Source organism: Bacillus sp. T33-2, assembly GCF_002860205.1.
In the GTDB taxonomy this organism is placed as follows: Bacteria; Bacillota; Bacilli; order Bacillales; family Cytobacillaceae; genus T33-2.
On sequence record NZ_PGVB01000013.1, the window covers coordinates 48,813 to 63,493 of the forward strand.

The following is a 14,681-nucleotide window of genomic DNA, read 5'->3' on the forward strand; positions in this document are numbered from 1 at the left end:
AAATGATGAGCAATCTATGGATCTTTCATAACGATTTTTATCAAAAGGTGTCCGTTGGCACAGATATACAGCAGCATCCAATTACGGTGGGTTCGGACCTTTCGAATACACTGACGGTGAGGACATTTCCTTTCACTCATGGCCCGCTGACCGTTGCGGCATCCGAACACGGATTAAAAGTCCTGCAGAACGGAAGAGCCTTGGGCAGTGTCACAGAGGAGGCCCCATTCCGGTTGTCGGACAAGGAAGAAACAATGCTGTTGTTTCTTACCCCAGACTATGCAAAGACTGAAACTTATTTTACAGGCTTCAACCGCGAAATCATTTTTTCTGTAAACGATGAAGAAGCGATCGTCCGGAAAAGAAAGCTGGCATTCGCGGCGTTGGAAGAAGGATCCTTTATGCTGGCAAAAACCAGGCATGGGTGGAGGGTCAAGCCAAATGGCAGTGTTCTTTACCTGAACGGACAAAGGATTGATGAAACAGCCAACTTAGAAGTGGGAGACCTGCTTTTCTGGCCCTTCATGACCATTCGGCTTCTTGAAGAGGATTTGTTTGAGATATCGAGTTTTGAAGAGTACGAGACCAGGCTGCCGCTGACGAAACAGCCTAAATCAGAAATGAGCAAAAAGTACCCTTTATACCGGCGTACTCCAAGGATGGTTTACGAGCTTCCGAAAGACAAGGTCAATTTGTCCTTCCCGTCCCAGGAGGCAGAAGATCCGAACCGGGGGTTATGGATGGTAATCCTGCCACCGCTCGTAATGCTGATTGTCATGGGGATTGTGGCGCTTGTCCAGCCGCGAGGAATTTTTATTATCGTGTCGATGGTCATGTTTATAACCACGCTAGTCACATCGAGCGTTCAATACTTTAAGGATAAAAGCAACCATAAAAAGCGGAAGGAACGGCGCCGCAGGATCTATACCCAATACCTGGAAGCCAAAAGGCAGGAGCTTCAGGCGCTTGCTGAGCAGCAAAGACATGTACTTACCTTTCACTTTCCATCGTTCGAACGGATGAAATACCTCGTCGGCCAAATATCGGACCGGCTCTGGGAACGCACCATGGAGAGCACGGATTTCCTGCAATTTCGGCTTGGTATCGGAACAGTGCCTTCCAGCTATCACATTTCGGTGAATTCCGGGGATATGGCTAACCGGGAAATCGATGACTTGCTTGAGCAATCCCAGTTGATGGAAAATGTTTACCGTGAAATTGAAAATGTACCGGTAGTCGCAAGTCTCTCTGAAGGTGCAATGGGATTGATCGGAAAGGAATCAGTTGTCAAAAAAGAAATCCATCAAATCATCGGCCAGCTAGCTTTCTTTCACAGCTATCATGATCTCAGGTTCGTGTTCATTTTTGATGAAAAAGATTACCGCCAGTGGGAATGGGTAAAATGGCTGCCGCACTTCCAGCTCCCGCATGCCCATGCAAAAGGGCTGATCTATAACGAACAGACTCGCGACCAGCTGCTGTCTTCCATTTATGAAATCGTAAGGGATCGTGATTTTGAGGAGGATAAGGAGAAGAAACGATTCTCCCCGCATTTAGTGTTTATCGTCATGAACCAACAGCTGATATCAGATCATGTCATCCTTGAGTACCTGGAAGGAGAGCATCCGCATCTCGGCATTTCGGCGATTTTCGCTGCAGAGGCAAAAGAAAGCCTGACCGAAAATATACACACGCTTATCCGGTATATTAACGACGGTGAAGGTGATATTCTGATCCAGCAGAAAAAAGCCGTCCAAATTCCGTTTAAACTTGATGAGCATCATAAGGATGGAAACGAAACATTTGCCCGGATGCTCAGGACGCTCGACCATCAAGTCGGCATGACCAACTCGATTCCGGCAAGTGTCTCATTTTTGGAAATGTTCAATGCGAAAGAAGTGGACCAGCTTCCAATCAGGGAAAACTGGCTTACAAGGGAATCTTCCAAGTCACTGGCTGTGCCAATCGGCTTAAAAGGGAAGGATGACCGTGTAGAACTGAACCTTCATGAGAAGGCACATGGCCCGCACGGACTGCTTGCGGGTACAACAGGCTCCGGGAAGAGTGAATTTCTGCAGACTTACATACTTTCGCTTGCTGTTCATTTTCACCCTCATGAAGTAGCGTTTTTGCTGATTGACTACAAAGGCGGCGGCATGGCCCAGCCGTTTAAAGACATGCCGCACCTGCTCGGGACGATTACCAATATCGAGGGGAGCAAAAATTTCAGTGCCCGGGCGCTGGCCTCAATTAAAAGTGAGTTAAAGAGGCGCCAGCGTCTTTTCGACCGCTATCAGGTGAATCACATTAACGACTACACAGATTTATATAAAAGCAACCTCGCAGACGAACCGCTGCCGCATTTATTCCTGATTTCGGATGAGTTTGCAGAACTGAAAAGTGAAGAACCTGAATTTATCCGTGAGCTTGTCAGTGCGGCCCGCATCGGAAGGAGTTTGGGAGTCCATCTCATTCTTGCGACACAGAAACCAGGCGGGGTCATTGACGACCAGATATGGAGCAATGCCCGGTTCCGGGTGGCGCTTAAGGTACAGGATGCGGATGACAGCAGGGAAATCCTCAAAAACGGTGATGCGGCATCCATTACCATTACGGGGCGCGGTTATCTTCAGGTAGGAAATAATGAAGTTTATGAATTGTTCCAGTCAGCCTGGAGCGGCGCGCCTTATTTGGAGGATACATTTGAAGCGGAGGATGAAGTCGGCATTGTGACGGATCTCGGACTCATTCCTTTGTCTGCGGTAACGGCCCGTGAACGGAAGAAATCGGAGCGTCTTTCCCAGATTGAGGCAGTTGTGGACAGAATTGAAGAACTGCAGCACGAAATGGGCATCCAGAAGCTGCGAAGCCCTTGGCTGCAGCCACTGGCAAGCCGCATGTCAAAGGCAGGCTATTCTTCTTCAGACCTTCACGAAATTTACTTCGGAATGATCGATGAACCTGAGAAGCAAAGCCAGACACCTTATGGCTATAACATGATGGAAGACGGAAACATCGGGATCTTTGGCTCTTCAGGCTACGGGAAGTCATATACGGTCATGACCCTTCTGCTCGGGATTGCGTCAAGGCTCGGTCCGGAAGAGGTCCACTACTATGTTCTGGACTTCGGCAACGGGGCCCTGCTGCCATTGAGGCAACTGCCGCATACGGCTGATTATTTCCTGATGGACCAGGAGCGGAAAATTGAAAAGTTCATGAGGATTTTAAAAGATGAAATTGCCAGCCGAAAACAGCTTTTCCAGCAAAAAGAAGTAAGTAGCATCAAGATGTATAACGTACTGAGTGACAAGAAACTGCCGCTTCTTTATATTACGATCGATAACTTTGACCTCGTTAAAGAAGAGATGATGGATCTTGAAACACAGATTAACCAGTTGGCAAGGGATGGCCAGTCACTCGGAATCTACATGATTTTTACGGCGACCAGGGTAAATGCGATCCGCCAGTCTCTGATGAATAACTTAAAAACAAAAGTCGTCCATTATCTGCTTGACCAAACAGAGGCATACTCAATTCTCGGGGGCAGGATTCCGTTCACACCGGAGCCGATTCCGGGGCGAGCCATCATCAAAAAAGACCAGGCACATTTCGCCCAGGTCTTTATGCCGGCCGATGGACAAGATGACTACGAACTGATCGAAAGTATCAAACAGGAAATCGTCCAGCTCAAGGAAAAGTATGCAGGATTCCGGGAACCTGGACCTGTGCCGATGCTGCCGGCTGAATTAAACGTACTGAGCTTTGCGGAATACACTGGCGGATTCACAAGGCCAGGCTTGATTCCAATCGGGCTGGATGAGGAGTTTGTAAAACCTGTCTTTATTGACTTTGTAAAAGGAAAACATTGCATGGTGCTTGGCCAGGCCCAGAAAGGGAAGACGAATGTCCTCAAAGCCATCCTTAACCATGCACTGATGCAGGATTCAAAAATGATAGCTGTGTTTGATTCATTTGACAGAGGGCTGTCAAGCTTCGCCGCAGAACAAAAAGTCACCTACATGGAAACAAAAGAGCAAATCATTGCCTGGCTTGATGAGGCCGAGAACCTTTTGGCTGCAGCTGAACAGGAGTATCTAGGCAGTCTTCAGCAAGGCCTTGGCCAAGAGGTTTATTCTCCAATCCTGCTTGTGGTCGATGGCTATGCGCGGTTCTCGCAAACGCTTGACAATATGGCGCAGGAACGGATTGCGAAGCTGTTGAGGAATTACAGCCATTTGGGCTTTAATGTCGTTGTTTCCGGTAATAATAACGAGCTTTCGAAGGGCTTCGACTCGCTTACAGCCGAAATCAAGCAAATTCGCCAGGCACTAATTTTAATGAAAAAATCGGAACAAACGCTGTTCACCCTTCCTTACAACAGGAAGGAAGAGGAAATCCATCCTGGCTTCGGATATTACGTGTTGAATGGAAAAGAAGTCAAAATACAGATCCCGCTTGCTTCTATCGAAAGGAAGGTGTATTCATGACAGCAAAAACCATCTATTTGATAAAAATGATTTCTGCCGTATTCCTGATTGTGTCGACCCCTGCGTTTTTTTTCCGTTCAGTCGGCCATAACCCGATGGAGGTCAAGGAAAATGTAACGAGAACCATTGCTGTCGTCAACGAGGATAACGGGGCGGATGAGGAACAACAGGCGTTGCAGTTCGGAAATGACGTCATCCCCCTGCTTGAGGACGAATCAGATTATAAATGGACAGTCCTCGGCAGGAGTGCAGCCGAAAACGGACTGAAGGGTCTAAAATACGATGCGGTCGTCTACATCCCTTCCGATTTTTCGCGGAAAATCATGACCTACGACGAACAGCAGCCAGAAAAAGCCGATTTCGGCTACAAAGTTCAAGACCAATTGAACGCGATTAACAGGGAAAAGGTGACACGTGAAATCGAGCATGCTACCAACCGTGTAAACCAGAAGATGTCTTCGCTTTTCTGGAGCTATGTAGCACAGGACATGGACAATGTCCGCACAGAATTTGATGAAATCCTGCAAAAAGAGATTGATTTCCAAAATACGATGGCAGCATTCTATAAGCCAAGTTCACTGAATCTTGCCGGTGAAATCGACCGCCAAAAGCAAATGCTCGAACACCTGCGCACCAATATCCAGCAGACAGGCGCAAACTCACCAAGCAGGCAAAATAACGTAAAACAATTCGAGCAAAACCTCGCTTCGTTTGTAAAGTATGTTGAAGAATACAAGACCTACCAGGACAAACAGCAGGAGGTCCTGAAGAAAATACAGGATGAGAGTGTTGCGGGCATCCAGAAGACCACTGCCGATCAGGGACCGAGGTATGAACAATCAAAAGAAGGCTTCAAAAAGCAGGAAGAACAACTATTTGCCGGAGTGACCCAAAACATTCAGATGAAGGTTGAGAGCAATAATAAAAATTATGATGACCTTTATGATTTTCGCACCAGGCAAATTGAGTCACAATTAACAACACTGCCGCAATTACAGGAACAATACCTGGATACTTATAAACAAAAGCAGGATGAAGCGATACTGGCATCATTGGAATTAAGTTTGGCTCCTTTAAGAGAAGAATTGGGTGAAGAAGATGCTGGGGAAGGTGGAACACCAGCTAGTCCTGAAGCTTCGGTTAGTTCTAATGGAACACCTGGTGAAACAGTTATAAAAAAACCAGGTGATATACTGCCGCCAGCTGTTACTGATATATCAGAAACGCTAAATCAGTTAGAAACTACTATGAAAAATCTTGGGAAATTGGAAAGAGAACTAGCTAAAATTTATCTACCTCCTCAACAAATGCCAATTGAAATAAAAGCCCCGTTAGATGGGTTGAAAGCAGATATATCCCAATCAATCTTAGTATTGAAACCCAAGATTGAAACGGATAAAAAAGTAGAGGAGTTTATAAAAGAATTAATAGGTACCGATTATACACATTTATATGCTACGTATGAAAAGCAAAAAACTGAATATGAAAATGAAAGAACGGGTATAACCAACAAATTTAATCTTTTCTCGTCGAATTTAACTGATATGATTCAAGGGGTTAATAAAAAAGAAGAAATTCTGCCTAACTTAAATGATGAGGTAAATTCAATTTTAGTAAACCCGGATGAAAAAGATGTATGGGAAAAATTAAAAGCGGGTATCCCATTATCTCCTGAGGAACTTAGCAGCCTCGAAGGTGAGTTTGCCAAGTTTGTAGATGAATATAACAAAAATTTAGAAACAGAACATACAGCTACGATGGAAAACTTATCTTCCATCCAAGAAAGCGCATCGAAAGTACTGACTCAAATCCTGAATCCATCCACCATGCTGGCCTCAAATGCGCCTGAACCTAGCCCAGGAGCCAATGATACAACGGTAGTTGCAGACCAGAAGAGCATCGGACAGGAAATGCTGATGATCAATGAGTGGATGGGGTCGCTTGGAGAGAGCCAGGATAGCATCGTCGCTTATACAGGTGAACTGCAGGATAAGGTGAAAGGCGTCCAGAACGATGCGGATGCTCTGAACAATAAATGGGCGGACAATGTGGCCTCTACTAAACTCATCAGGGACGATGTCTTTAATGTACTCGGCAATACGTTTGTCGATGGCCAAAACAATGGCTATGTGTATGAGCATCTTTCAAATCCGCTCAAAATCAGTGGAGATGCGCCAATTAAAGAGGAAGCTAAGAAAGTACCTCCTGTTGTCATTTTGGTGATAATCCTGATCAGCAGCCTGCTGATCGGATACTTCAGCCATTATTTCTCTGGAGCGCCGTTGTTGGTTCAAGGTTCTATGTTCATCCTGCTGAACTTAATTGTGGGGTTGATTATCAGTTTGTTCGGCTTGAATATTTATTCGCTTGAACAAGAGCGTGCCATTGAATGGTCGATTTTCACGATTCTTCTACTGACAGCCGGGTCTACGCTTATACGGGTTGGCTTCTCACTCGGAAACTTTATTGGATGGCTTGCGGGTGTCGGGCTTGTCGTATTCTTTGTCAGCCCGCTGCTTGCACTTACAGCACCAAACATTGAATATACGGATCCGATGTCTGAAGTGTATATGTCAATCCAATATGGCATTGATTCCATGTTCTCCACCGGTGTGCTGGCGCTCAGCGCAATCATCATTATCCTGTCTGCCATACCTTTTGCAATGGGTTATATGAAAAACGCCCGCCCCGGTGCAGGAAGTGAACAGGCAAATGAAGTGTAATGCAAAGGGGATCCTTTTTCTCATCGCGGCTTTCTTAATCGTTTATAAAAGCGATCCAGCAATGGCTGAACCAAACATTGACCAATTGACGCCAAACACCTATGAGAAAAAAGAGTTCAACAAGAACACAGATTTTTTACATGAAAAATCCCTTTCGGAAAGAAGGCAATCCATTCCGGAGGAACAAAAGGGTCTGACGTTCATAAAACCATCGTCAGATCCAATGGAAAAAATCCAGGAGCAGTTATTTTCGCAAAGTACAAAAGAAAATAATACAATCAGGGCCAAAGCGCAGCAAATGCAGCTGTTCTCCGGGGAAGAAGAACGCCAGTTCATAACTGAAGAAGACACCGGTACTACAGCAGAGAAAGAGTCAGGACTATCCCTTTTATATATTGTCCTGCTAGTCGCAGGAATACTGGTCGTATTCGCCTTCCTGATTCCAAAAATGGCTCAGAGTAAAGAATTTGAAAAGAAAGTAATTTAACAACAAGAAACACAAATAATGGACGTACCAGCACGTATGCACGTGAAGGTACGTCTTTGTTTTTCTAAACATAGCCTAATAATAATATGTTGAATTATGTCGTAATTAAGCACAAATATATTATTTTAAAAACAAGAAAAAATCTTTACTAGACGGATGCCAACTTATCATGTACAATATTTTCAGAATATTATATGTATTGTAAAAAGTGAAATTGTTCATTCGGCGATGGTGAAAAAGGGGGAGCAACGTCAACGGAAACACTTATTGGCAGTAAGAAAAATATTATTTGAAAATGGGGGGCGTTAAGAGTGAAAAAGAAAAAATTAGCTGGAATATTTTTATCATTATCACTAATAGCTGGAGCTCTTGCAGGCTGCGGCGGTAAAGAAACTGGTGGGTCCGGGTCAGGTTCATCAGGAGGAGGAAAAACGATCAAGGTAGGTGCCAACATTGAACTATCAGGTGGTGTGGCATCATACGGTCAATCAATCTCTCAAGGGCTTGAGCTTGCTTTCGATGAGATCAATGAAAAGGGAGTAGACGGAAAAGAATTTGAAATTGTAAAATTCGATAACAAATCAGAAGCTGCCGAAGCTACAAATGGTGCAATTAAACTGGTAAGCCAGGATAAAGTAGCGGTAATGGTCGGTGCTGCGACCAGTACAAATACACTTGCCCAAGTCCAGATTGCTGAGAAAAACCAAATTCCTTTAATCACTCCGACTGGAACAAATCCAACGATCACCAACAAAGACGGCAAGGTAAATGAATATGTATTCAGAACCTGCTTCATCGATCCTTTCCAAGGAACAGTTGCCGCAAATTTTGCAACTAAAGACCTGAAGTCAAAGAATGCTGCCGTATTTATTGACAGCGCAAGTGATTATTCAAAGGGCCTTGCAGATTCCTTTAAAAAGGCATATACGAAAAATGGCGGAAAAATTGTTGCTGAGGAAGCTTATGTTGCAAAAGACACTGATTTCAATTCAACACTAACACGAATCAAATCTGCAAACCCTGATTTTATCTTCCTGCCTGGTTATTATGAAGAAGTTGGATTAATCATCAAGCAGGCACGTGCTTTAGGCATTACTGCTCCATTCATGGGTGGAGATGGATGGGATTCTCCTACACTTGTAGATATCGCGGGCGGAGAAGCATTGAATAATACCTTTATTACAAACCACTATTCTGCAGGTGATAAAGCTGAAAATATCCAGAAGTTCGTAAAGGCATTTGAAGCTAAATACAAAAAAACACCAGATGCCTTCGCAGCTCTAGGCTATGATACTGCTTATTTCCTTGCTGATGCTGTTAAGCGTGCAGGAAGTGATGATCCGAAAAAGGTCAAAGAAGCCTTGGAAAAAACAAAAGACCTTCAGCTAGTTTCTGGTAAATTGACTCTGGATGACAAGCACGATCCAGTTAAATCTGCTGCAATCCTTGAATACCAAGGCGGAAAGCAGACGTTCAAAACAAATGTAAATCCTTAATTTATTAATCAGGATAATACAGAATGGGGGGCATAGTCCCCCTATTCCGGTTTAAGAATACTGTTATGCTACTAAATCTCAAGGGGAGTTCAAAATGGAACTTGTACAACAGTTGGTGAATGGAATTTCACTTGGAAGCATTTACGCCCTGATTGCCCTCGGCTACACCATGGTTTATGGAATTGTGAAGCTGATTAATTTTGCCCATGGGGATGTATTTATGGTAGGAGCTTTTGTAGGCTTTTACTCTATTACAATATTAGATTTGTCTTTTCTTGCGGCTCTGCTATTAACTATGGCTGTATGTGCAATCTTTGGAATGTTAATTGAAAGAATTGCTTATAAACCACTGCGGAATGCAACAAGGATTGCAGCACTCATTACGGCTATTGGCGTTTCCCTGCTAATTGAGTATGGTGTTATTTATTTGCGCGGTGCCCAGCCGGAAGCATACCCGGGTGATATTCTTCCAAAAGAAACAATCAATCTTTTCGGGCTGTCTATCAGCAGTCAGGCTTTATTCATTCTTCTTGTATCTGTAACGCTCATGGTAATACTTCAGTTTGTTGTACATAAGACCAAAATCGGTAAAGCAATGCGCGCCGTGTCACATGATGCGGATGCTGCCAAGCTGATGGGCATTAACGTTAACAATACTATTTCAGCAACATTTGCTATAGGCTCAGCATTAGCTGGTGCAGCAGGTGTTATTTTTGGAACGTATTATACAAAAATTGAGCCATTAATGGGAATTATTCCAGGATTGAAAGCCTTTGTCGCTGCGGTTCTTGGCGGGATCGGGATCATTCCAGGTGCAATGGTCGGGGGCCTGCTGTTGGGTGTCATTGAAGCCCTTGTCAGTGCAGCCGGCTATTCACTATTAAGAGATGGAGTAGCATTTGTTGTGCTGATCCTGATTCTTATCTTCCTTCCATCCGGCCTTTTTGGCAAGAATGTAAGAGAAAAGGTATAGGGGGGCTGACGAATGAATGTATTGAAAAAGTCTAAAGGCTTCTGGCTCTCCATAGTTCTCGCTTTAGTCGTTTTCCTTGTTGTGCATTTTCTTATTAACAGTGGATTTTTAAATGTTTTCTACATTAATACATTAATTTCTATGACAATTTACATAATGCTTGCGGTGAGCCTGCACCTCATTATTGGCATAACCGGACAGTTTTCTATCGGCCACGCCGGCTTTCTGGCTGTTGGTGCTTATGCCTCGGCTATTATAACCACAAATCTGGGTCTTCCTTTTGCACTCGGGATTGTGGTCGGAGGAATCGCTGCGGCGTTAGCTGGCCTTATTATCGGGATTCCCAGCCTTCGTTTAAGAGGGGACTACCTTGCGATTGCAACACTTGGTTTTGGGGAAATTGTTCGTATCGCGTTGTTGAACATTGACTATGTAGGCGGAGCGAGCGGCATGATGGTTAACAATTTAACCACTTGGCCATGGGCATTTGCATGTATGATGATTACGATTATCGTCATTGTAAACTTTACGAATTCCACACATGGGAGAGCCTGTATTTCAATCAGGGAAGATGAAACAGCAGCCGATGCCATGGGTATCAATACAACCTTCTATAAGGTTATTGCATTTGCTATAGGAGCTTTTTTTGCCGGAATAGCCGGTGCATTGTTCTCTCACAATTTTTTCATTATCCAGCCATCAAACTTCGGATTCCTTAAGTCATTCGACATTCTGATTTTCGTTGTTCTAGGAGGATTGGGAAGTCTGTCAGGTGCGGTCATTGCTGCGATTTTGCTTACAATCGTTTCAACCTTTTTGCAGGAATACGCTGAGACAAGGATGATTATTTATAGTCTTATCCTGATTGTTACTATGATTTATCGCCCACAGGGCTTGATGGGCACCAAGGAAATCACTTCACTATTTAAGAAGCGCAGCACTGTCAAAGGGGGGCCGTCAGATGACAAAGGGCACACCGTTGCTTAAGGTAGAAAATGCAGGGATACGATTCGGCGGTTTGAAAGCTGTATCAGAGGTTAACGTGGAATTGTTTAAGGGTGAGCTAGTCGGGCTGATTGGGCCGAACGGTGCGGGAAAAACAACCTTTTTTAATCTCCTCACTGGAGTATATGTTCCTACGGAAGGGAGCATCACTCTTAATGGTGAAAGGCTGAACAAGCTTGCCCCATTCAAAATCACAAAGAAAGGGATTAGCCGTACGTTTCAAAACATTCGGCTGTTCGGTGAGCTATCAGTTATTGATAATGTGAAGGTCGCCTATCATTCCCTTGCTAAGCATTCAATCATCAGTTCAATTTTTCGCCTGCCACCACATTTTTCTGGAGAAAAAGAAATGGACGAAAAGGCTGTTGAATTTTTGGAAATTTTCAACCTTGAGCGTTTCAAGGACGAAAAAGCAAAGAATCTTCCTTATGGGCAGCAGCGCCGGCTGGAAATAGCCCGGGCACTTGCGGCAAACCCCAAACTGCTCCTCCTGGATGAACCGGCCGCCGGCATGAATCCACAGGAAACGAGAGAACTAATGAATTTGATTGCATTTATCCGCGAAAAATTTGACCTGACTGTTTTGTTGATCGAACATGACATGTCACTTGTAATGGGTGTTTGTGAACGGATTTATGTACTTGATCACGGACAGCTGATCGCGCAAGGGACACCGGAAGAAATCAGAAATAACCCTAAGGTTATCGAGGCATACCTGGGCGAGGAGGTGTCATAATGTTACGAGTTGAAGATGTAAATGTTTTTTACGGAAATATACAGGCGTTAAAAGGTGTATCACTTGAAATAAATGAAGGCGAGATCGTGACCCTGATTGGTGCGAACGGTGCAGGTAAAAGTACACTTTTAAAAACGATTTCAGGGCTGCTTAAACCAAAGCAAGGAAAGATTGAGTTTAAAGGACAACCAATAGCGGGCAAGGCCGCCCAGACGATTGTAAAGCGTGGAATATCTCATGTACCTGAAGGCCGCCGTGTTTTCGCTAATATGACGGTTGAAGAAAATCTCGATTTAGGTGCTTTCTTAAGGAAGGATAAGGCAGGGATCAAACAGGATCTGGAGAACGTTTTTCACTTGTTTCCAAGGCTTCAGGAGAGACGTAAACAGCAGGCAGGGACCCTTTCAGGTGGTGAGCAGCAGATGCTTGCCATGGGCCGTGCATTGATGGCACGACCTCAGCTTTTAATTCTCGATGAGCCTTCGATGGGTCTTGCTCCTTTGCTGGTAAAAACGATATTCCGTATTATTGAAGAAATTAACCAGTCAGGCACAACCATATTGCTCGTTGAACAAAATGCACACATGGCATTATCCATAGCCGACCGAGCCTATGTCATTGAAACAGGGCGTGTCGTATTATCAGGAGCAGCAGAAGAGCTCACTTCAAGCGAGCAAGTGAAAATGGCCTACCTTGGCGGTCATTGACACACAAAAACCGTTTCCAATCGTTCTGGAAACGGTTTTTTAGCAGTTACATACCAGTATTGGCTTTCACCAGTATCTCATCGAACTTCTTGGCATCTGCTTTTTTGCCAGAAAGCACAGTTCCGAGATAAGCCCCAATGAAACCAAGAGGTATTGAAATGATGCCTGGATTGGTGAGACTGACTAGCGGGTCTCCGACGAGAATCGCAACACCTTGTTCAGGTGACCAAACGTTAGGGCTGATGGCAACCAGAATTAAAGAACTCGCAAGCCCTACAATCATCCCTGTGACTGCACCAGCTGTATTGAAGCGCTTCCAGAAAATTGTGAACAGGATAACCGGAAGGTTGGCGCTGGCAGCAACAGCGAATGCAAGCGACACCAGGAAGGCTACATTCATTTTTTGTGCGAACAGGGCAAGCAAGATTGATAGGATCGCTACCCCAATCGACGCCCAGCGTGCTGCGACAATTTGTTCCTTTTCAGTAGCATGCCCGCGGCGGACGATGTGGCTGTAAAAATCATGGGCAAACGCGGAAGCCGCCGAAAGGACAAGACCTGCTACAACGGCGAGGATTGTCGCAAATGCAACGGCCGATACAAAGGCAAACAGGAAATCGCCTCCTAGTGCTTCGGCGAGAAGCGGGGCCGCCATATTGCCCGCTGCGTTCGCTGCAACAATTTTATCGTAACCGACAAATGCGGCAGCACCGAAGCCGAGGAAAATGGTCATTACATAAAATGCCCCGATGATCCACGTTGCATATACAACGGATTTGCGGGCTGTGATCGCATCTTTTACCGTAAAGAAGCGGATCAATATATGCGGCAATCCCGCTGTTCCGAGGACAAGCGCCAGGTTCAGCGAAATGGTGTCCAGCGGATTGGTGAACTTGTTGCCCGGGTTCAGAAATTTTTCCCCGAGTGGTGTAGCCGTCTGCATTGCATCAAACATCTTCAGGACACTGAAGTCAAACTTGCCGAAAACGATGATTGAGATGATGAATGTCCCCGCCATTAACAGCAGTGCTTTGACAATCTGGACCCAGCTCGTTGCCATCATCCCTCCGAAAACGACGTAAATCGTCATCAAAGTGCCGACAATCAAAACTGAATAAACATAATCGATTCCCAATAATAATTTTATGAGTGCTCCTGCGCCGACCAGCTGGGCGATCATATAGAAAATCGATATAGATATCGTATTTAGTGCCGCAACGCCGCGTACAGTTTTATCATTGAAACGCGCGGCAATCATGTCTGCCATCGTATATTTTCCAAGGTTTCGCAGCGGCTCGGCGACAAGGTAAAGCACAACGAGGTACGCAACCAGAAACCCTATACTATAGAAGAAACCGTCAAACCCTGACAGGGCGACCATTCCGGCAATCCCCAGGAACGAAGCGGCCGACATATAGTCACCGGCAATCGCCAGCCCATTTTGAAAGCCAGTCAGACTGCTGTCCGCGGTGTAGAAATCACTGGTCGTATTCGTGCGTTTTGATGCGAAATACGTGATAACGAGAGTCAAACCGACAATTGCAAGAAACAGTGTAAAAGCTAAAGTATTCATGATTGTTCCCCCCGGCCGTTGTCACGCTTGATTTGATCGACCAGCTTGTCAAACCTTGCGGCACGCTTTGTGTAAATGATGCAGAGCGACCATGTCATGATAAATTGGGCAAACGCGAATACCCATGCCCAGCTGACCGCTCCGATTGCAGGGTTATTCAGTACAGAGGTGTAAGCTGTTAAAATTGGCAACGTAAAATAGAAGGCCAGAAAGAATAAAGAAAAAGGCAGTAAAAACTTTTTTTTCTCATGAAGAAGCTGCTGAAAAGATGACGAACGGACGATTTTGGTGTAGTTCAAAGAGGTTTTACTATGCTTAGCTTTCTTTAATGCATTTTCATTCATTGCCACAGGCAATTCCCCCTTTGTTTTAATTTGCTAAAATATACGCTGCCCTCCTTCCACCCATAATACATGTACCATTATATATTTATCAGAAAAATATGTAAATTCTGTTTACTATTAATTTTTACATTTTATTTCGACAAAGAGGCA

The 14,681-nt window shown here is 44.6% G+C and carries 10 protein-coding genes; 8 read left to right on the top strand and 2 right to left on the bottom strand.

Going from position 1 to position 14,681, the window contains the following annotated elements; all coding sequences use genetic code 11:
- Positions 1–5: 5 nt before the first annotated feature.
- The 8 genes from essC to CVD19_RS11050 all read left to right on the top strand — a co-directional run bounded on the left by essC (position 6) and on the right by CVD19_RS11050 (position 12,614).
- Complete coding sequence (gene essC, locus CVD19_RS11015; RefSeq protein WP_101581918.1) at positions 6–4,487, top strand: type VII secretion protein EssC; 4,482 nt, start codon at positions 6–8, stop codon at positions 4,485–4,487.
- Positions 4,484–7,210 carry a type VII secretion protein EsaA gene (gene esaA / locus CVD19_RS11020; protein ID WP_101581919.1) on the top strand — a complete coding sequence of 909 codons (2,727 nt, stop codon included), beginning with the start codon at positions 4,484–4,486 and terminating at the stop codon, positions 7,208–7,210. The genes essC and esaA overlap by 4 nt, the downstream gene beginning before the upstream one ends.
- A complete protein-coding gene (gene essA / locus CVD19_RS11025; protein WP_101581920.1) occupies positions 7,200–7,697 on the top strand; it encodes a type VII secretion protein EssA in 498 nt (165 codons plus the stop codon). The genes esaA and essA overlap by 11 nt, the downstream gene beginning before the upstream one ends.
- A gap of 311 nt (positions 7,698–8,008) precedes the next feature.
- Complete coding sequence (locus tag CVD19_RS11030) at positions 8,009–9,193, top strand: ABC transporter substrate-binding protein (RefSeq protein ID WP_101581921.1); 1,185 nt, start codon at positions 8,009–8,011, stop codon at positions 9,191–9,193.
- Positions 9,194–9,287: 94 nt separating this feature from the next.
- The gene (locus tag CVD19_RS11035) at positions 9,288–10,166 is read left to right on the top strand and encodes a branched-chain amino acid ABC transporter permease (protein ID WP_101581922.1); all 879 of its coding nucleotides are present in this window, start codon (positions 9,288–9,290) and stop codon (positions 10,164–10,166) included.
- A gap of 12 nt (positions 10,167–10,178) precedes the next feature.
- Positions 10,179–11,153, top strand: a complete 975-nt coding sequence (locus CVD19_RS11040) for a branched-chain amino acid ABC transporter permease (protein ID WP_101581923.1) — start codon at positions 10,179–10,181, stop codon at positions 11,151–11,153.
- On the top strand, positions 11,128–11,907 hold the full coding sequence (locus tag CVD19_RS11045; RefSeq protein WP_101581924.1) for an ABC transporter ATP-binding protein: 780 nt from the start codon (positions 11,128–11,130) through the stop codon (positions 11,905–11,907). The genes CVD19_RS11040 and CVD19_RS11045 overlap by 26 nt, the downstream gene beginning before the upstream one ends.
- Positions 11,907–12,614 (top strand): ABC transporter ATP-binding protein, encoded by a 708-nt coding sequence (locus tag CVD19_RS11050; protein ID WP_101581925.1) that lies wholly within the window; start codon positions 11,907–11,909, stop codon positions 12,612–12,614. The genes CVD19_RS11045 and CVD19_RS11050 overlap by 1 nt, the downstream gene beginning before the upstream one ends.
- A 46-nt stretch (positions 12,615–12,660) precedes the next feature.
- On the opposite strand, the gene CVD19_RS11055 is transcribed toward CVD19_RS11050, so the two are convergent.
- Both CVD19_RS11055 and CVD19_RS11060 read right to left on the bottom strand, forming a co-directional pair.
- Positions 12,661–14,187: a solute symporter family protein gene (locus tag CVD19_RS11055; protein WP_101581926.1), complete on the bottom strand. Its 1,527-nt coding sequence runs from the start codon at positions 14,185–14,187 to the stop codon at positions 12,661–12,663.
- Entirely contained in the window at positions 14,184–14,531 is a 348-nt protein-coding gene (locus CVD19_RS11060; protein ID WP_101582032.1) for a DUF485 domain-containing protein, read from the bottom strand. Before CVD19_RS11060 ends, CVD19_RS11055 begins: the two co-directional genes overlap by 4 nt.
- Between the last annotated feature and the right edge of the window lie 150 nt (positions 14,532–14,681).